11 protein-coding genes are annotated in these 18,306 nt (G+C 48.0%); 6 read left to right on the top strand and 5 right to left on the bottom strand.

From position 1 onward, the window contains the following. Positions 1 to 36 precede the first annotated feature (36 nt). Positions 37 to 594, bottom strand: a complete 558-nt coding sequence (locus ACYZZ0_RS19710) for a YajG family lipoprotein (protein WP_461538377.1) — start codon at positions 592 to 594, stop codon at positions 37 to 39. A 231-nt stretch (positions 595 to 825) separates the two neighbouring features. Between ACYZZ0_RS19710 and ACYZZ0_RS19705 the strand changes: the two genes are divergently transcribed. The 3 genes from ACYZZ0_RS19705 (at position 826) to rimI (ending at position 3,822) form a co-directional block, all read left to right on the top strand. Further along, complete coding sequence (locus ACYZZ0_RS19705) at positions 826 to 2,373, top strand: 2-isopropylmalate synthase (protein ID WP_461538376.1); 1,548 nt, start codon at positions 826 to 828, stop codon at positions 2,371 to 2,373. A 115-nt stretch (positions 2,374 to 2,488) separates the two neighbouring features. Next, positions 2,489 to 3,322, top strand: a complete 834-nt coding sequence (locus ACYZZ0_RS19700) for a uracil-DNA glycosylase family protein (protein ID WP_461538375.1) — start codon at positions 2,489 to 2,491, stop codon at positions 3,320 to 3,322. A gap of 29 nt (positions 3,323 to 3,351) precedes the next feature. Next, positions 3,352 to 3,822: a ribosomal protein S18-alanine N-acetyltransferase gene (gene rimI / locus ACYZZ0_RS19695; RefSeq protein ID WP_461538374.1), complete on the top strand. Its 471-nt coding sequence runs from the start codon at positions 3,352 to 3,354 to the stop codon at positions 3,820 to 3,822. An 8-nt stretch (positions 3,823 to 3,830) separates the two neighbouring features. Here the strand turns inward: rimI and ACYZZ0_RS19690 are convergent, their stop codons facing one another. Further along, complete coding sequence (locus ACYZZ0_RS19690) at positions 3,831 to 6,527, bottom strand: inositol phosphate phosphatase SopB (protein ID WP_461538373.1); 2,697 nt, start codon at positions 6,525 to 6,527, stop codon at positions 3,831 to 3,833. A gap of 224 nt (positions 6,528 to 6,751) precedes the next feature. Between ACYZZ0_RS19690 and ACYZZ0_RS19685 the strand changes: the two genes are divergently transcribed. Further along, positions 6,752 to 8,335, top strand: a complete 1,584-nt coding sequence (locus ACYZZ0_RS19685) for a peptide chain release factor 3 (RefSeq protein WP_461538372.1) — start codon at positions 6,752 to 6,754, stop codon at positions 8,333 to 8,335. 60 nt (positions 8,336 to 8,395) lie between these two features. On the opposite strand, the gene ACYZZ0_RS19680 is transcribed toward ACYZZ0_RS19685, so the two are convergent. Both ACYZZ0_RS19680 and ACYZZ0_RS19675 read right to left on the bottom strand, forming a co-directional pair. Beyond that, the gene (locus tag ACYZZ0_RS19680; protein WP_461538371.1) at positions 8,396 to 10,105 is read right to left on the bottom strand and encodes a hypothetical protein; all 1,710 of its coding nucleotides are present in this window, start codon (positions 10,103 to 10,105) and stop codon (positions 8,396 to 8,398) included. Positions 10,106 to 10,282: 177 nt separating this feature from the next. Further along, entirely contained in the window at positions 10,283 to 14,683 is a 4,401-nt protein-coding gene (locus ACYZZ0_RS19675; protein WP_461538370.1) for a protein kinase domain-containing protein, read from the bottom strand. Between the two features lie 624 nt (positions 14,684 to 15,307). Here ACYZZ0_RS19675 and ACYZZ0_RS19670 point away from each other — a divergent pair. Beyond that, complete coding sequence (locus tag ACYZZ0_RS19670) at positions 15,308 to 16,630, top strand: Na+/H+ antiporter family protein (protein WP_461538369.1); 1,323 nt, start codon at positions 15,308 to 15,310, stop codon at positions 16,628 to 16,630. Positions 16,631 to 16,691: 61 nt separating this feature from the next. On the opposite strand, the gene ACYZZ0_RS19665 is transcribed toward ACYZZ0_RS19670, so the two are convergent. Continuing rightward, positions 16,692 to 17,483 (bottom strand): hypothetical protein, encoded by a 792-nt coding sequence (locus tag ACYZZ0_RS19665; RefSeq protein WP_461538368.1) that lies wholly within the window; start codon positions 17,481 to 17,483, stop codon positions 16,692 to 16,694. 115 nt (positions 17,484 to 17,598) lie between these two features. On the opposite strand from ACYZZ0_RS19665, the gene ACYZZ0_RS19660 reads away from it, so the two are divergent. Then, positions 17,599 to 18,252 (top strand): L-fuculose-phosphate aldolase, encoded by a 654-nt coding sequence (locus tag ACYZZ0_RS19660; RefSeq protein WP_461538367.1) that lies wholly within the window; start codon positions 17,599 to 17,601, stop codon positions 18,250 to 18,252. Positions 18,253 to 18,306: the final 54 nt, after the last annotated feature.

Here is an 18,306-nt window from a genome sequence, read left to right as displayed (position 1 = left end):
TGCCGGCTTTTTTGTACACCATTATGATTCAAGTAATTACTGCAAAAACCGTTGCAGTCCCTGGTCATCTACCATCCGCTGCAACACCATTCCCAATACTTCGTTAATCAGCCTTTCATTTTCTTCATCAGAAGGTGCTTTCAATACCCGGCGTTGCAAGTCACTGCCGTAACGCCCATCGTACCAGTCACCCTGACTGTTTCTGACCCGGATTCGGATATCCGCTTCCAGCGTCACTTCTGTCACATAGCTGCCTTCCGGCACAATGTACGTCAGCTTATCAATATAAATTTGAAAGGGGTTGGCATCGGTGCGGGAGATATCCACGCCCATAACACTCAATGCCTGATCCGCAGCCCCCTTGACCGCCAACGCCAGATTATTGCCTGCGCGCAGCTGGCTGGAATCGGCATAAACACCACCGCGAGAACCGATAACCGGCGAGGTGCGCTCATCATATGCCGTTATCGATACCGCACCACCAAGATTTGCTCCGGCAGGCGCCATCACCCGGGGAGCAACAAAAACCGACTGTGGACTCATGGCACAGCCGGTCAGTATCAGTGCCAACAGTAAACCTGTGTAAAACTTCATTGATCGGGTTTCCGTCTTTTAGAGCCTGTTCATGATCTTTCGCTATCCACGATAAGATTGTGAACAGGCTCTTAATGCATAAATACCTGCAGCGCCACTCACATATACCCACCGTGCCAATGCAGGTCGTACTTGTTATCAGGCCCTCACTGTACCGAATCCTGCGCCTTGTCTCTAGCCGGAGCGGTAGCTATAGTGGCGCAAAACAACAGCCAGCCGGCGGCCAGAACAATGAATAACAATCAGGTCATTATTTTTGATACCACCCTGAGAGATGGTGAGCAGAGTCCCGGTGCCTCCATGACCCGGAGTGAAAAACTGCAGATAGCCCGGGCGCTGGAACGAATGAACGTTGATGTCATCGAGGCCGGCTTTGCCATGGCCAGCCCGGGTGACTTTGAAGCGGTGAAAGCCATTGCTGAAACCGTTAAAGCCAGTACTGTGTGCAGCCTGTCCCGAGCACTGGATGCAGATATTGATCGTGCCGCAGAAGCGCTGAAGCCTGCAGTTTCCGGTCGGATTCATACCTTTATTGCGACCTCCCCCATCCATATGAAACACAAGCTGCGGATGGAACCGGATCAAGTCATTGCCCAAGCAGTACATGCCGTCAAGCGGGCTCGTAACCAGATTGATGATGTCGAGTTTTCCTGTGAAGATGCCGGCCGTTCCGAGCTGGACTTTCTGTGTCGCATTATTGAGGCAGCGATTGATGCGGGCGCGCGAACGATCAATATTCCGGATACCGTCGGCTATAACCTGCCACATCAGTTTGGCAAAACCATCAACCAACTACTGCAACGGATTCCTAATGCCGACAAGGCTGTTTTCTCAGTACACTGCCATAACGATCTCGGGTTGGCTGTAGCCAATTCACTGCAGGCGGTCGTCAATGGTGCCCGTCAGATTGAATGTACTATTAATGGGCTGGGGGAGCGGGCCGGCAATGCTTCACTGGAAGAAATCGTGATGGCAATCCGTACTCGTAATGACCTGCTGAATGTGGAAACCAACATCGACACCCAGCTGATTGTCCCCACTTCAAGACTGGTTTCCGGCATTACCGGTTTCCCGGTACAACCCAACAAGGCAATTGTCGGTGCCAACGCCTTTTCCCATGAGTCCGGTATTCATCAGGATGGTGTACTCAAGCATCGCGAAACCTATGAAATTATGCGGGCGGAAGATGTTGGCTGGCAGAATAATAAAATGGTTCTTGGCAAGCTGTCAGGACGAAGTGCTTTCAGCAACAGGCTGGAAGAGCTGGGTGTCACCTTTGACAGCCGTGAAGCACTGAATGAAGCCTTTGCTCGCTTCAAGACTTTGGCAGACAAAAAGAGCGAGATCTTTGATGCCGACCTGCTGGCATTGGTACGCGCCAAATCAAATGATGAGATGCCGGATGAATACCGGTTGCTGCATCTTGAAGCCGGCTCCAGCACCGAAGGTACACCAGAAGCCACCGTTTCACTGGAAATCAACGGTATCACCCAGATCGCCCGCAGTGGCGGTGACGGCCCGGTAGATGCCATCTTCAAAGCGATTGAATCGGTAGTTCATTCCGGCGCCACACTGGCACTTTACTCGGTCAATGCCATTACCGGCGGCACCGACTCCCAGGGTGAAGTAGGCGTCCGTCTGACCCGGGATGGAAAGGTGGTGAACGGCAGTGCGGCAGATACCGATATTGTGATTGCCTCGGCCAAAGCCTACATCAATGCGCTCAATCTGCTGGAATCCGATATCGTCAAAGCTCACCCCCAAGTATCGGAAGTCTGACTCTTTTTAAACGGAATATGAAAAGCAATAAATTTCCGTGATATAAATAGAAAGGGCGGTTAGTATTACCGCCCTTTCTATTTATCAGCCTCGCCACACGGACCACCAGCACAGTATGAATGAAGCATTACGGCAGCAATATCTTGGCGCGATGGGCATTCAGCCTTTCTACAGCCGTTATCGCCTGCCGAATGCACAGCCATCAAATATTCAGCCGACCTTGCCTGCGGCAAATTCTGCCGTTGTTGAAGCTGGAGAGGTTGTTGCTGCTTCGCCACATCAGGTATTTGCACCACCGGCACCGAGGCATCATTCACAGCCACAGCCTTCATCCGGGGCTAACCGGGCTCGCATTGATCAGCTACTGGGACGCAACCAGACTGAACAAAAGCCGGCTACACCGAAGCAACAACCCAAAGCAGCTGAGATTGAAACCCAGCCTCAACCTGTTCCTGAAGCGCCTCAGCAGGAAGTTGTTTCAACACCTTTCCGGGTTATCGTTATCGCGCCCAATGATCATTGTCTGGTGGTTGCTGATATGCCTCATTCGGGCGAGAAGATGGTCACCCATGCCCACACCACATTGCTGAGCAATATTCTGAAAGCTGTAAATGAACCGGTGGATCAACTTGAGTATCGCGAGTACAGCTGGCCCTTCAGTGTTCGTCCTTTTATCGTTCAGGATGATACTAACGCCCGTGAAGCACTGACCGAGTTTCTGGATAACCAGTATGGCCTGAACCGGCGTAAAACCCTGCTGCTGCTGGGACCTTATGCTGCCCGGTTTGTGCTCAAGCCGGATGAGTTATTTGAGAATCTTCGGGGTGTGCGTACATTTGCCGCCGGTCACTGTGCAGTCAGCTTCAGTCTCGATCAGATGATGAAAGTCCCCGCTTGTAAGCCGGATGCCTGGCAGGACTTGCGTCCGCTGCTGCAACCATCCTCATAAAGCCTCTAATTTAAAAAGTCCCGTTTGCCATGTCTGCTTCCCTGAATTTCCGCGCCATGACTCTCCAGGATCTGGATACTGTTGTTGCTATTGAGAACAACGCCAGCCAGCCACCATGGACCCCCGGCAACTTCCGTGACAGCCTCGATAACGGCCATTTCTGCCAGCTGCTAACGGACGACAATGACAATATTATGGGCTATGTCATCGGCTACGCCGTTGCTGGTGAAGCTCACTTGCTGACTATTACGGTTGCGCGGGAACATCAGGGTAAAAAACTGGGCAAGGCATTATTGCAGCATATGGTGGAATGGTCAGAGCAGCTGGCAGAAACCCTTTTTCTTGAAGTGCGGGTATCCAATCAGACCGCAATCAATCTTTATCTGGGGGCCGGTTTCAATGAGCTGGGTATTCGCCGTAACTACTACCCTTGCCCCGATGGCGGGCGAGAAGATGCGATGCTGATGGCATTGGATATGGGCTTTCATCAGTTTGCCTGAATCAGCATTCAATCATGCGTCATTTTGAATACATCAGTGCCAAATCGTTTCTTGCCTGAACCTGTTTTCAGATGAGGTCGCCCGGTATTATTCTGGGTCACCTCCATATGCCCGCCTTCTACCACCATGCCCTGGGCATTTGTCTGCTGCTCCCGAGTCAGAGGTAACTGCCAGTCTGGAACCCGGCCGTGCAGGGCTATTTCGGAAGCCAGCCAGCCAATTGATCCTGCTGCTTCGCCAGTACGGTCCTTGCCACTCTTGCAGCTCCAGTGTGGCATGGCATCAATTAACCAGGCCAGATACAGCAATCGGTCAACCATTTTGTAGGCATCAGTACCCTCTTTTTGATAAGCCTTGCTGTGCCAGATTTCCCGCACCTGACGTACCAGCTGGCGGACAATATCCGCATCAGGATGGTCGGGGTTTTGCTGTAACCAGTCTCCCGCCCAGCCACCGACAGCTGATCCTGGAATCATTTGGCCCAGCAGTACTTTCAGCCCATTACGGTTATAGCGGTTCGACTGCATCCAGCTGCCATCGAGTTTTCCCAGCCAGCCCCCAATACCCTGCGCCAAACCATTCACACCCAGATTAAAAGTTGCCAGTTTGACATCAACATTAACAGGATGAATCCCGCCACTGGCATCTCTCAGCATAATTGGCAGTCCTTCCTGGACGACTTCCTCAAAGGCCCTGATCTGCTCTTTCAACATGGTGAGTTCATCATCGTGAATATGAGTCAGATGGCGTAGCATATCAGGCGATAGCAGTGCATTCGATAACAGCTTCAGCTGCACCCGCTGCCCGGCTTCAGCAGCCCTTGCCAATTCCGGTTTCTTGGCAAACTGCTGCAGTAAAGCTGCGGTGATAATTTCCCGTGCCCGGCGCCGGTTCGCTTCGCGACGATCACTCTTGTCCTTGATGCCATAAGCACAGAGCGTTCCTGAGCGTACCCCCTGAAACTGTAGTTTTCCGTCTTCATCCCGGATATCCATGGTCCAGAGATTAACCGCGTGATAGGCCTCATCCTTGACCAGCGAACTGACACCCCCGATATCGGCGCCACCGGTAAAAGGCATACGACTATAGCCACTGGCAAAAGGGGTGTGATGGCCTGGCGCCCCATTGATATAGCGCATTTTGCTGGCCGGAGTCTGAATCACTTCCATCAGTACGGTCTTGCCGCCACCCGATACCGGTACTGTTTTATGAATCACATCCCACGGCAACTCCGTTACAACAACCCGACGGGCATCGTTCATCAATTGTTTGGCCGTGGATTTATCCATTCCCGAGGCTTTCAGCTCACGCACCATAAACTTCTGGTAATTTTTCAGCTCCCGGGTCATTTGCTCCCGGCCACCTGCAGGTTCAGTCACTGGCAGCACCCTGATTTGTTCGTTAACCGAATGCTCTAATAGCTTCAGGCTTTTAATCAGGGTCTGTTTGCGCTCAGAAAGAGGCCGTGGTTTTCTGGCCAACCGATCAAGCTCCCAACTGATGGCTAGCAATACCGACTCAAGTTCAACCTGATGCCCTTTACGCCAGTTTCCTTCATTGCGAAAGTCGCCTTCATGCAACAGGTCAAGATGGCTGGCAGCCGCTTCCAGTTGTCGCTGCTGGTGCCAAATATCATCCTGCAGGTTTTTCACCTGCTCAGGATCTGGCAGCGTTTCAGCCCAGCCCTTAACACTCAGAAAGCGATCAAGCAGGCTGGCATGATACCTCAGCTCTTCAGCCTGCCCGGCGTAATCCCATCCCTGAGCCGCGGTTTTATAGGGCGACCTTGTCAGTAGTTCTGCTGTTTTCTCAGTGGCCTGATAATACTTCTCCCGCGAAGTAAAAACCCTAACCTTTCGTTCCGGACTGTCCCCTTTTGGCAGACTCTTCAGTTTTGCTGCCACACTTGCCATTGCAGGTGAATACTCCTGCTCCACGGGAAGAGGGGTTTTTATCGGCAAAATACCGGCTTCGGATTTATGAGTTACGGAAGGAATCTTCAACTCACTCATCTGCGGCCCGGAATCAACAAAGGTCGTCGCTTTCAGATGTACCGGTGGAGTAGTAACAGTGACTGAGGGTTCGACTCTGGTTGCGGATTTTAATCCGCTGGAAGGTGCTGAGGTGGAAAGTGCCATGGCAGGCAACGAACGCGTTACACTGATACTGTCTTTTCTGGCCAGTGATGTAGGCTGCCTGGCCGGCGGCCGGCTCATTAACTCGGTTGTTTTCGGTGCCAACTGCTGAATAGGGGAAACAAACTCGGTCACAGCCCGTTCGGCACATTCATTAAGGGTGTAATCGAATTCTTTACTGCGAGCCCAGTCCAGCATTAACAGCAAGTTATCCCGCAAAGCCTGCTGCTCACAGGGAGGTAGCTGTTCCAAGGAGCAATCACGATGCTGCCGCAGAAACCGGTTCAATTGATGAGTGATATCCTGTTCCGAAACCGAACCGGTATTCGGTGCATAACGCTGATAGCCCTGGATTGAGCGAAAGCGTGAAAGAGAGCGGCGCAAAAACTCCGAGGACATCGAAGCAAGTCGATTGACCGACTTGGTACCTTCCGCCATATGGCGTGTTGCCCGGGTCAGTTTTACTCCCCAGGTGGCATGGATCGAGGCTTTTGTCTCTGTATCCTGATCAATAAGCGGCTTTCGGTCGGATTCAACCGGATTATGCCGACCTGGAATTTTTCCCGGCATGGCTCCATCACGCTTTCTGGCTTGCCTTCAGACGTCCTGTAGAAGGCGAACTGGCAGTTAAAATGACCCTCTGGGGCAATTCCGCACAGCATGGTTTCGGGGTTTATCCCTCAACATATCAGGAATTGCTTTATTACATCTACACCTTTTCATCCTGTTCCCACCCTGATGATCAGTTTATAATCCCGCCCCGATTTTTTAATTCTTCACCTGACAGAGGTACCATGACCGATTTCGCTACCGAAGTTGCAACGCGTCGCACTTTCGCCATTATTTCGCACCCTGACGCCGGTAAGACCACGATTACCGAAAAACTGCTGCTGCTCGGTGGCGCAATCCAGATGGCCGGAACCGTAAAGGGTCGTAAAAGCGGCCGGATGGCAACCTCCGACTGGATGAAGATGGAGCAGGAACGCGGTATCTCCATCACCACCTCCGTGATGCAGTTCCCCTACCGTGACCGCATGGTTAACCTGCTGGATACTCCGGGACACGAAGACTTCTCTGAAGACACCTATCGCACCCTGACTGCGGTCGACAGCTGCCTGATGGTGATCGACGGCGCCAAGGGTGTCGAGGACCGCACCATCAAGCTGATGGATGTGTGCCGGATGCGTGATACGCCGATATTCAGTTTCATCAACAAGATGGACCGTGAAGTGCGTGACTCCATCGAGGTTATGGATGAGATCGAAGAGATCCTGAAAATCCAGTGCGCCCCGATCACCTGGCCGATTGGCATGGGCAAGAACTTCAAGGGTGTTTACAACCTCTACACCGACACCATTCATGTCTTCACTCCGGGACAGGGTGACCGTATTCCGGATGATATCCGTATTGAAGGTATTGAGTCCGACGCGGCCAAAGAGCTGCTGGGCGAAGATCTGCATGAAGAGCTGGTAGATGAAATTGAACTGGTTCGTGGTGCCAGCCATGAATTTGATCTGACAGAGTACCGTGCCGGCCGAATGACACCGGTGTTCTTTGGTACTGCGCTGTCCAATTTCGGTGTTAAGGAAATGCTGGACGATTTCGTCGAGTGGGCACCTGCACCGCTGGCTCGCACAACGGATGCCCGCACTGTTGAAGCGGATGAAAGCAAGTTCAGTGGCTTTGTTTTCAAGATCCAGGCCAATATGGATCCGAAACACCGTGACCGGATTGCCTTCCTGCGTATCTGCTCCGGCAAGTACACCCGCAATATGAAGATGAAACATGTGCGGATCAGTAAGGATGTAAAAATTGCCGACGCGGTAACCTTCCTGGCCGGCGACCGCTCTCATGTAGAAGAAGCCGTGTCCGGTGATATTATCGGTCTGCATAACCACGGCACCATTCAGATCGGCGACACCTTCACCCAGGGTGATATGGTGAAGTTCACCGGTATTCCTCACTTTGCGCCGGAACTGTTCCGCCGGGTGCGTCTGAAAGATCCGCTGAAACTGAAGCAGCTGCAAAAAGGTCTGCAACAGCTGTCCGAAGAAGGTGCAACCCAGCTGTTTATGCCGACCAAAAACAACGATCTGATTCTGGGTGCGGTGGGTAGCCTGCAGTTTGATGTAGTTATGCGTCGTCTGAAAGACGAGTACAAGGTTGAAGCCCTGTACGAAGCAGTCAATGTAAACACTGCTCGCTGGGTTGAATGTGACGACCCGAAGAAGCTGGAAGAATTCAAGCGCAAGTGTGCGGAAAACCTGGCGATTGACGGTGGTGGCCACCTGACCTACCTGGCTCCGACACGGGTTAACCTGTCATTGGCGGAAGAGCGTCATCCGGATGTGACCTTCCGGACAACGCGGGAACACTGATAATATTTTCAGTAGTCAGCCGGAATGAGTTTTTACTCATTCCGGTAACAACGTAATGTCTTAATCTGTCAGCGTCCTTGTTTTCTTTTCTTTGGATCGACCAGAAACTGAGGCCAGACTGTCCTTGAAGTTTTCCTGTGCTGAATAGATCATTCTGGCCAGTACTGTATGGTCTCCTTCAATACCATTATCAGCCAGCATTTTCTCTATATCCTGGAGTGCAGAAACAGCACTTCCACTGGTAAACATTTGCTCACTTTCATCAAATTTACGCTTGATATAGGATGCGATTCGTGAAGCTTCACCACCCTCGACATCCCACATAACCAGCTTCTCTCTGGCAACCCTGTATAAAAATGATGACTCATCACACGCAACAACAACTGCGCGCTCTGCCGGGTCAGTTCTATATTTTATTGCGGAGGAAGCAACAGTTAATTGCCAGTAAGCATTCAGCATTATTTTGAAACGTGGTCCAGGATCAGGCTCCTGTCCCTTGATGACCCTGTCTGCAAGAGGTCTTAAACCGGAGAGCCATTGCACCAACACAACACTCTCCCTGCAATACCAGATGTGACCAGGAGCCGTTCCGTCCTTCTGCATCTTTGCCATAACAGCACTGTGAAGCTGAGCCACAGGAACAATGAGTTCCGGAAATTCAGCCAGGGCAGCCAGTGCCAGATAGCTTTTCATCTGGTGCCCCGTTTTTTGGAATGGATCTTTTAAAAAGGATCTTAACCATTTCCTGACATCTGCTGACAAATGCACTTTTCGGGTACAGGGGGCACCGGCCATCGTTAATAACAAGGCTCGCTGATGCAATATGGAATGAATTAAAAGTCCGACACATTGACGGCGGTCACAGGTATCTGTCCCCCCTCTTTCCTTCTCAGCTAACTTAATATCATCACACAGCAAATCAGCTGCCTGATCATAAAGGAATGTGAATTCTTCAATACTGGCATCTACAACATCAAGCATCTGCTGAATTTGTGGATGCTCTCTTGGCAATAATCGACTCTGATCTTCTGCGCTATCATGTACCCGCATCAGCTGGGTAGTGAAAGACTCACCTTCTTCAATATTCTCTCCCTTCTCATTTTCACTTCCCCCGGCAGCAGCCTGAGATTGTAAGGGAGCTCTAACAGTACCTGCAGCAGGACTTCCGTTACGATAAAAGGTTGTTTGCAGAAAAAACAAGGGAGTGCTGGCAAAAAGCAATACCGATTGCTTAGAGCCGGAAAGAGATTTCATTACAGTCAATAACAAATGACCACTGATTGCCTTGAAATGAAGCATAAAAGCATGCAAAAACCGAAGGCTATCCGGTTCACATTCTTCGAAATTAAACCAGAAACCCGGCTTGTTTCGATTCTCATAAAATTGATCCAGCACATAACGAAGCTGAAGCGGGTTACATATTTTGAGGCATAGAGGCATTAACCCCTGATCGTACAGAGTCTGAATCATTCTCTGAACCTCCGGATCCGAGGCTCCCTTTGGAAATGATCGTCCCGCACACCATTCGGTAAAGTGCTTCTCAAAATAAGCCGAAACCCAGATACCCTTTTCCGGGTTCAGGTTCTTTCCCATAGCCGCACAAAAGGATGGATATTTCGATCGGGCACCAGCCAGTGAGACTTTGTCTCTTATGACCATTTCCGCCATTGCCGTCATATCCTGAAAACGGGTCGCAGTGGCAAAAGAGCCTGATTTGAATTTAGCCGTCTGATAATGTTTGCCTGAGCTCTTACCAGATAATGCAGCCATGACAAAAGCAGAACGAGTCAGTTTTGAGAAATCAACAGGAGTAGAACCCTCGTCTTTCACCTGAACAGGGCTTAGCCAGCCTGTTTCTTCTCCCGCCCAGCAAGAAAGAGAGAAAATTATAAACCCTGAAACCAATAAAACTGACAATACAATTCTTTTTTTCAAGCTCATCATATATCAGTCCTTTACAACCTGTTTAGGCGGAGGATTAAGAAGGTAAGGGTCGTCAATCAGGTCATAGATCTTTTCAGCGGTCATACCCGTTTGGTTCAGGCCAGGCAGTAGCAACCTGCAAAGAAATGCAATTTCATCATCCAGGTATTTTTTGTGTTCAGGCTTTTGAAGAATATTCTTATTCTGATATACAGAAATCAGGATAGCTTTTAATGTACTCTCATCAATAAGGTTACCATCCCGCAAAATTTTAATTTCTGCTCTTGCCCGATTAAATCGAGCCTGCTCATCATCTTCTTCAAAGTCTTCATTCTGGCCAAACAGGATCGTGCCGGTGTGCATTTCACACAGCAGGACCCCCATCAGGAAACAATCCAGTTCGAATGCATTAAACATGGACTTTTCGGAATATTCCTGACCTTCCTCCTTTGCAGTAACAAGGTAGCCACGAGCATAAGCACCGGTATAGGCTACAGAACAGGTCAGCCCTTGTGTCCGGGCAACTCGTTTCGCAGTACCAAAATCAAATAATTTAACTTTACCATCAGCACCGATACCAATATTTGAGCGTTTCAAGTCTCGCCATGCCACACCACTGCCATGCACATGAGCAATGGCAGAAACAACACCCCGCATGACCCACCATACTTCCAGATGTGAAAAGGGCGGATCAAAATAGTTATCCAATACGATGGGCAGGCTTTCCATTACCTGAAAGTAGTTTTTCCCTGACACACCGTGAGCAAGAACATTCACGAAGTTTTCATGATTGAAAATACCTTCCTGCATCAGATTAACATGCCTGTCACGCCACTGATGACGTCTGAAATGCGCGTGACTTTCACACTTGAGTACAAGCACCTTGTCAGCTTCAGTCGGAATACTGCTGATCGGATGGACAAAGTAAGTATTCCCTTCCGCGCCTTCACCACAACGGTCAAAAATTGCATATTTCCTTTCCAGGTTTTTAGGCAAGTGGTGGGTCAGATCCGGATCAAATGCATCGGTCAGGTCATCGTCGGCTTCAATTTTGAAGGGACAACTTTCCGTTGTAGGGGACAGACATGAGCACTCTCTTTCAGGCAACCTGGCTTTACTAAAATCCGTTAGCCAATCGCCTTTCTCCCAGATCGTTTGTTCATGAGCTGTTGCGGCAGCTTTGGGGGCTTTTGTTGGTTGTGGCGGAATATGATCTTCTGACTTAGTGTTTTTTGGAGAATGAACTGCAGCATGACTCGATCTTTCTACATGCAAACCAGATGGTGACGACGTCACATTCATTAATTGGCTTTGCCTTCCTGTATCATCAGAGGAAGAATTCAAAACCTGATGTTTTGAATGGTGGTGCAATCTTGTTTCATCACGCTCTCGGCTCTGCTTGATACTACCGACAGCCATAACATGAGATGAACTTTTTTCTTCGTATCGTTTTTCTTTATCTCGCTCCCTCTTTTTCTCGGCCTCAAGCTGCTTTTTAAATGCGGGGTTATGTTTTGAACATGTAGCGCAGTACACTGCAGCTAACGGTTTAATGGCAAATCTACGATGGTGTGAGCATGAAGTTAATTGTTGTTTTTTCACAACATCTTCAGCACTCAATTCTCGCCGGCCACATTTGGCTTCAACACTCGCCTTCAAGAGTGCTGTTAACCTCGAACCAGACATAAAGTCCTCGGAACTGACATTTTCCGAGGATCGCAACACTGAACTTTTTCTCAGCTTTTGATACCAATTGTGGTGGAATGTCCAGATATGCTGCTTGCACATAGCCGTGCTGACTAGCACTGCACTACAGCGTGGACAGATATAACAGTCTTCTCCCATCAAGGCTTCAATGGCAAGCTGTAGAGGATCTGTCGGCACTATTGCAGAAGTATGCTTTGAAGCAGAGCCATGTAATCGAGAATGCCTTATCTCGATATGACGATCTAAGCAAAGCTGACTGAGATATTTGTTATTACACCCCGGGGTTTTGCAACGCCAGACAGCCCACTGGTGATCACCTTTATGATTCACGCTAGCACTGAGTACCCTACGATAATTTGCTGCATTCAGCCGGTGCTTATTGTGCCAATCATAAGCCAGATGATCATGCCTTTTACTGCAGTGTGAAGCATAGCCAGCCATATCATCAAAAATCATAGTGCAGTAAGCACAAACCCATTCAAGGTTCACAGGCACCCCGGAAAACTCCACACGGGTACTACTGCTGGTTGTTAATAGAGCAGCAACCTCTTTTTCTGGTTTGGTTGGCAGAGGACCAGATGAGCTGTGGTGGTGTTTCTTATGCTTTAAACCTTCCTTGCCTGCCGACGTAAAGGGTGTTGTAGTTACAACAGTCGAAGAAGAAGATGTTGATGGCGTTGTAGTCACACCAGCGAAAGAAGATGCTGAAGATGTTGAAGACGTGGCTGTTTCACTCCGGGTAGTCTTGAGGTACTTCAGGCTGTGTCTCTCATCCTTGTGCCACTGCAGAGCTTCTCTGCTAAGGAATTGTGCTTTACAGTCACATGTATTTACTTTCCACCGATGATCAGGATTTGTTATTTTTCTTGTAGCAAAGCCAAGTGACTGCTTTAGATTCTGACCTAATTCTTGTTCGAAATTGAGTGCTGTCAGTTCAACCTCAAAAACATCACGCTTGGTGTGAACATCATGCTCTTGATAATGCTCTTCCATGCTTCTGCCAACGGGTATTATCTGACTACACCACTGACAAACCCGTTTCAGATCAACTGTATCATGTCCAAATTCCATCAGCGTGATACATGGCTTCAGCTCTTCCCCCAGAACATCATCATCTTTCTGGTACCCCGGTGGGTAACGAATATCTAAATCTGTCACATCAACGAGCTCACTGCGCTTATCATGAGCCACTGAAACCTCTGAAGTACTTTGTCCAGCGCCAGATGTAGTAACAGTAGTAACTGAAGGTATTGAAGACGATGTTGTAATCGTTGATATCTGTACAGCAGGTGCATTGGAAACAGTATCGGTTAGACTTAACCGGTGCGAGGTGCTACTGGGTGTAGATGTATGCACGGGCTCCGTATCTGTCGTGGAGGTTACAACAGCCACATCAAGACTTTCTTTTTGTATTCTTTGTTCTTTGTCCCGGGAGAAAGTATCAACGGGTTCTTCTTTAACGGCGACAACAGTGGTTAGTACAGGGGCAGAAGATGATACGGCTATACATTTGGGAGTCACTCTAATGAACTCCGAACCAGCCCCTGAAAGCAATTCAAGACTTTTATACAACTGGCTTTGCAGGACTACTCCGTGAGGCTCACCCAACAAGGAAACAAATGCCCTGTAACCTGCCGTTGTCCATTTCAGTGTTTCATAATTTTGTTTATGCTTTGCACATAGCCCTATAATCAGAGGATATACCGCAGGTAGAGATAGATCTGGAGTAGCAGCATACAGTTGGGTAAGAGCACCCAAAGCCGGACACAGTCTCATATGGATAATTGCAAACTCACTATCTTCATCTGTTTTTTCGCTGCACCCCGCGGTCATACACTCTGGAACAGGTATGTATGACTGCCATTTCTTCAGCCCTTCATATGAGTTTAAATAAATATCGCTCCATTGAATCCTGGGGTCAGTAAGCAGGAACAACCCTTTATATCGTTCTGATTCATGCTGAGAAAAGATATAATCCATTATTCGCAAAAAATATATTATTGCTGACCGGTTAACTTTATCTTCAACTGAAGCAAGCAATACCTCTCTTGATAAACCACTCATATAGGCAAAGGTTAAAAAATCAATATCATTGCACGTCATGACACGATGCATAGTATGTGACTCTTTAAACTTCCCGTTGATAAATCCACTGACAGTCCTGTTTTCTGAAAAAACAATGAATTTAATAAAACAGTTTTCTTTTTCTGGATCGAACCTGTATACATCAGGAATAGCAATCTTGCTTTCTTGAGAATATTCACCTGCTGCGCAGTCTGTAGACACCAAACGATGAACGCTTAGATTTGCAGTCCCTTGTGATTCTTCAGTTACATCCTCTTCCCAGCTACAGATAATAATCGGGCCCGATTTTTTGATCTCCCATTCCAGTCGACCTGAGCTGTCAGGTTCTCTGGCTGGTAAAGCCCAATGATTTGGCAAGAAGCACGTTTTAAACCCGCCCTGCTTTTCATAGGTTGTTAAAACTACTGAACCATCAATCGAATTATTTCCATCAATAGCAACAAACGATTCAGTATCCGAGTCATTATCTTTTTCAGCATCATTATCACATGCACCGGCCGAATAAATAGCTGAATCAAGGCAACGGGGAATAACAATGAAATTGAATTTCTGCTTTTTTGCATAAAGAGGAGGAGTTAGAAGCGCAAATAGAGAGAGCAGGATGAGAAAAATGTATTTGGAAATAAACTTCATGCAAAACATAACATTCGCTTTGCTAACCAGTATGTAGTGATTATTTTCTGCCCAAGAGAGAACATAGTTCAGAAAAAAGACTCACTACTGCATAAAACAAAATTTTCTATAAATTAACTACAAAGGCACTGACATGCCTGTCATATCACCCCGTCAAGACGCAGCCTTAAGACCAAGGATAAGTATTAACCCTTACAAAAAAACTGCAAGTTCCGTTTCTGTCCTATCCACTATCTGGACAAAACAAAAGACACACCTTATAGTCGCTATTCTCCGATCTGTTCTACTTGGGCTCATTCAGCCCTGTAGATTACTTGAGATCATTAGTAACTTATTGATGGTGAAACAATAATGATTGCCAATAGTTATGGTCCCGGATTAAGGCAGCCTTGCTGCAATACTTGCCCTGCATCTACAACCAGTACTCCTGTGCACGTTTCCCATCATCATACCCATCACCATCATCATTGATCGAAAATCCGTTTCGAACAATGAGCCTCTATGCCTGACTCCTCCGGGCACGCTCCCTGAATAAAATTTGCCGTTATAACTGACTTATACTTGCTGGATATTTCCACAACCAATACGGCACCATAGTACACAAAAAAACAGGATCTGACTCTGATGAACGCAGTCGTTATTGCGGTCGGTGTTATGCTCGTATTGAGCATGATGCGGCTTAATGTTGTGTTGTCTCTCTTTCTTGGTGCGCTGGCTGGCGGACTGAGTGGCGGTCTGGATATGGCCGCCACCATGAATGCCTTTACCGACGGACTGGATGGCGGTGCCAGTATCGCTTTCAGTTACGCCCTGCTGGGTGGTTTTGCCATGACCCTGTCCCGTTCGGGACTGCCTGAGTTACTGGCTGGCAAAATTGTTGCCCAAGTAAAAGACAAAGGCAGTGATCGCAAGAGAACCCTGACCTATGCCTTGCTGGGCAGTATTGCGCTGATGGCCGTGGCATCCCAGAACCTGGTGCCCATTCACATTGCATTTATTCCACTACTGATTCCGCCCCTGCTGGCCGTTTTCAGTCGACTGAATATTGACCGTCGTGCTGTAGCCTGTGTGATTACCTTCGGCTTGACTGCAACCTATATGTTGCTGCCTGTTGGCTTCGGTAATATTTATCTGAATGAAGTACTTGGCTCAAACCTGAAAAATAACGGGTTGAATATTGAAGCTATTAACCTGTCTTCAGCCATGGCCATTCCGGTTGCCGGTATGTTTTTAGGCCTGCTAGTTGCTGTCTTCTTCACTTACCGCAAACCCCGTGAATACCGGGTTGAAGAATCTCTCAGTATTCACCCTGAAGATCAGCCTAAAACTTCTCCTGCACGCGCCATTGTGATGCTGCTGGCAATTGCAGCCACCTTGGTTGGACAGCTTCAGTTTGGTTCCATGGCACTGGGCGCTCTAGCCGGCTGCGTCGTATTGATGGCGGGTGGAATTGTTAACTGGAAAGAAGCAGATAATGTCTTTATTGATGGCATGAAAATGATGGCCTTCTGTGGCTTTATCATGATCTCCGCTTCCGGTTTTGCTGAGGTAGTACGTACGACTGGCGCTGTTCCGGAACTGGTCAGTTCGATTCAAGCACTGGTGGGTGATAACAAAGCTATTACAGCTCTGATGATGCTGCTGGTCGGTTTGTTTATCACAATGGGAATCGGTTCTTCTTTCTCCACTGTACCGATTATTGCAACACTCTATGTTCCGCTGGCACTACAACTGGGCTTTTCACCTCTGGCTGTTGCCTGCCTTGTAGGTACTGCGGGGGCGCTAGGTGACGCAGGTTCTCCGGCTTCCGATTCAACTATCGGCCCCACCGCCGGATTGAATGCTGACGGTCAGCACGATCACATGCGTGATACCGTGATTCCGACCTTTATTCACTACAATATTCCACTGGTGTTGTTTGGCTGGCTGGCTGCAATGGTGCTGTAACGGAATAAAGGTGCAGGCTCATTAATTTACAGATGAGTCAGCACCTTTTTTACAAAATTAACTAAGTAGGATCAGTTTCTTCTTCCATGATCTCTTTTAAAGTCGAAGACTGTTCTTTTTGGCTTGAGGTAACCGTTCCCATGTAAGCCGGTGTCACTTTTCGTTTACGCTCCTGAGTGGTGTCTGCATCCGATACAGTCGTACTATTCGTTCTTGAAGGGCTCATTGATTTTACTGCGCCCGTAGCTCTTCGCGGTGAAGTTGATGCTGAAAGCTCACACTGGGCCACTTTTTTTCCCGCAGCATCTTCCAGTATAAACATTTCACTGAAATCAGGTTTTTTGAAATACTTTAGACATACAGCACCTAAGGAAGGTTGATTAACTGCACCATTCACATGGAGGAAGCCATCTAGCGCTACACTGGTGCTCGAGACCTGAATAGGTTGAGGTAAAAATACACTGACTCGAAGAGTGCTCATTTTACCAATATTTAGAGAAACTGAATTCAAATCTCCGCCAGAACCAGAGAATTCTAAAATGATAGCGCTGATATCTTTTACACTCTCTCCTGTTGAGCACAAACTCTGCTCTTCTCCTGTCGATAAAGAGACATAGTATTGCTGTATTTCAGATGCTAATCCGGGAGTAAACTGGAGACCCACGCCAATTTTTCTTACACCGGTTAAAATAACTTCCTCATTCAGCCCAATTTCATACGTACCCTGATATTGTTCAGACTGCCCGGTTTCAGTGTTGTAGAGAGTGAAGCTTGCCTGTTGTGTCGCATAAATTACAGTTGAAAAAAGCCAAAGGCATAAAACAAGCAGTCTGTTCATTCTTTGCTTAACCATACCTGACCTCATCGTTTCAACTATGAATGTGATAACCTGAAGTCAATTAATAGCAGAGAGTCTTGAGCTCTACCTTCGACATACAACCTCTTTTCTAGCAGCCAGTGAAGTAAGAATGAATAGCAATAACAGGCTTGAAATTGCAGCTGATATCATTTCCAGCTGTATGAAAATGAACCAGATCGGTATCAACCAGGGCTCATCCGGCAATATCAGCAGCCGTTTTGAAGACGGGTTTCTGATTACCCCTTCCGGCATTGCCTATGAAGCACTACAGCCTGAAGATATTGTTTTTATCGATAAAAACGGTATCAGTGAGCCAGACACCGTGCCATCCAGTGAATGGCGCTTTCATAAGGCTATCTATGACTGCCGACCGGATTTGAATGCCGTTGTTCATACCCATGCCATTTACTCAACAACAGTCGCGATTATGGGAAAAGATATTCCGGCCATTCACTATATGGTTGGTGTTGCCGGCGGTAATAATATTCCCTGCGTACCCTATGCAACCTATGGCACTTCCGAACTTTCAGATTATGTTAAGCAGGGCTTTGAAAACCGTCAGGCCATTCTGCTGGAACACCACGGCATGATTGCGGCTGAAAGGAGTTTATCGAGTGCTCTCTGGCTGGCAACTGAAGTCGAAACAATGGCGCATATGTATGTAAACCTGCTGCAGGCAGATGCTGTAAGAATTTTGCCCGATGAAGAAATGGAACGGGTGCTGGAAAAGTTTAAAAACTACGGTCTTCGGGAAAAAGACTGAGAAATACAACATAAAAAAAGAGCCTGCATTGCTGCAGGCTCTTCAACACACTTG

Source organism: Spongorhabdus nitratireducens, from assembly GCA_947387575.1.
Classification (GTDB): Bacteria; Pseudomonadota; Gammaproteobacteria; order Pseudomonadales; family Endozoicomonadaceae; genus CANDOC01.
This window is presented reverse-complemented; position numbering and strand designations above follow the sequence as displayed.

What these genes read in the sequence shown, in the direction of transcription:
- ACYZZ0_RS19710 (WP_461538377.1), bottom strand. Translation starts at nt 594, where the DNA reads ATGAAGTTTTACACAGGTTTACTGTTGGCACTGATACTGACCGGCTGT.
- rimI (WP_461538374.1), top strand. Translation starts at nt 3,352, where the DNA reads ATGTCTGCTTCCCTGAATTTCCGCGCCATGACTCTCCAGGATCTGGAT.
- ACYZZ0_RS19700 (WP_461538375.1), top strand. Translation starts at nt 2,489, where the DNA reads ATGAATGAAGCATTACGGCAGCAATATCTTGGCGCGATGGGCATTCAG.
- ACYZZ0_RS19690 (WP_461538373.1), bottom strand. Translation starts at nt 6,527, where the DNA reads ATGCCGGGAAAAATTCCAGGTCGGCATAATCCGGTTGAATCCGACCGA.
- ACYZZ0_RS19660 (WP_461538367.1), top strand. Translation starts at nt 17,599, where the DNA reads ATGAATAGCAATAACAGGCTTGAAATTGCAGCTGATATCATTTCCAGC.
- ACYZZ0_RS19665 (WP_461538368.1), bottom strand. Translation starts at nt 17,483, where the DNA reads ATGGTTAAGCAAAGAATGAACAGACTGCTTGTTTTATGCCTTTGGCTT.
- ACYZZ0_RS19685 (WP_461538372.1), top strand. Translation starts at nt 6,752, where the DNA reads ATGACCGATTTCGCTACCGAAGTTGCAACGCGTCGCACTTTCGCCATT.
- ACYZZ0_RS19680 (WP_461538371.1), bottom strand. Translation starts at nt 10,105, where the DNA reads ATGGCTGCATTATCTGGTAAGAGCTCAGGCAAACATTATCAGACGGCT.
- ACYZZ0_RS19705 (WP_461538376.1), top strand. Translation starts at nt 826, where the DNA reads ATGAATAACAATCAGGTCATTATTTTTGATACCACCCTGAGAGATGGT.
- ACYZZ0_RS19670 (WP_461538369.1), top strand. Translation starts at nt 15,308, where the DNA reads ATGAACGCAGTCGTTATTGCGGTCGGTGTTATGCTCGTATTGAGCATG.
- ACYZZ0_RS19675 (WP_461538370.1), bottom strand. Translation starts at nt 14,683, where the DNA reads ATGAAGTTTATTTCCAAATACATTTTTCTCATCCTGCTCTCTCTATTT.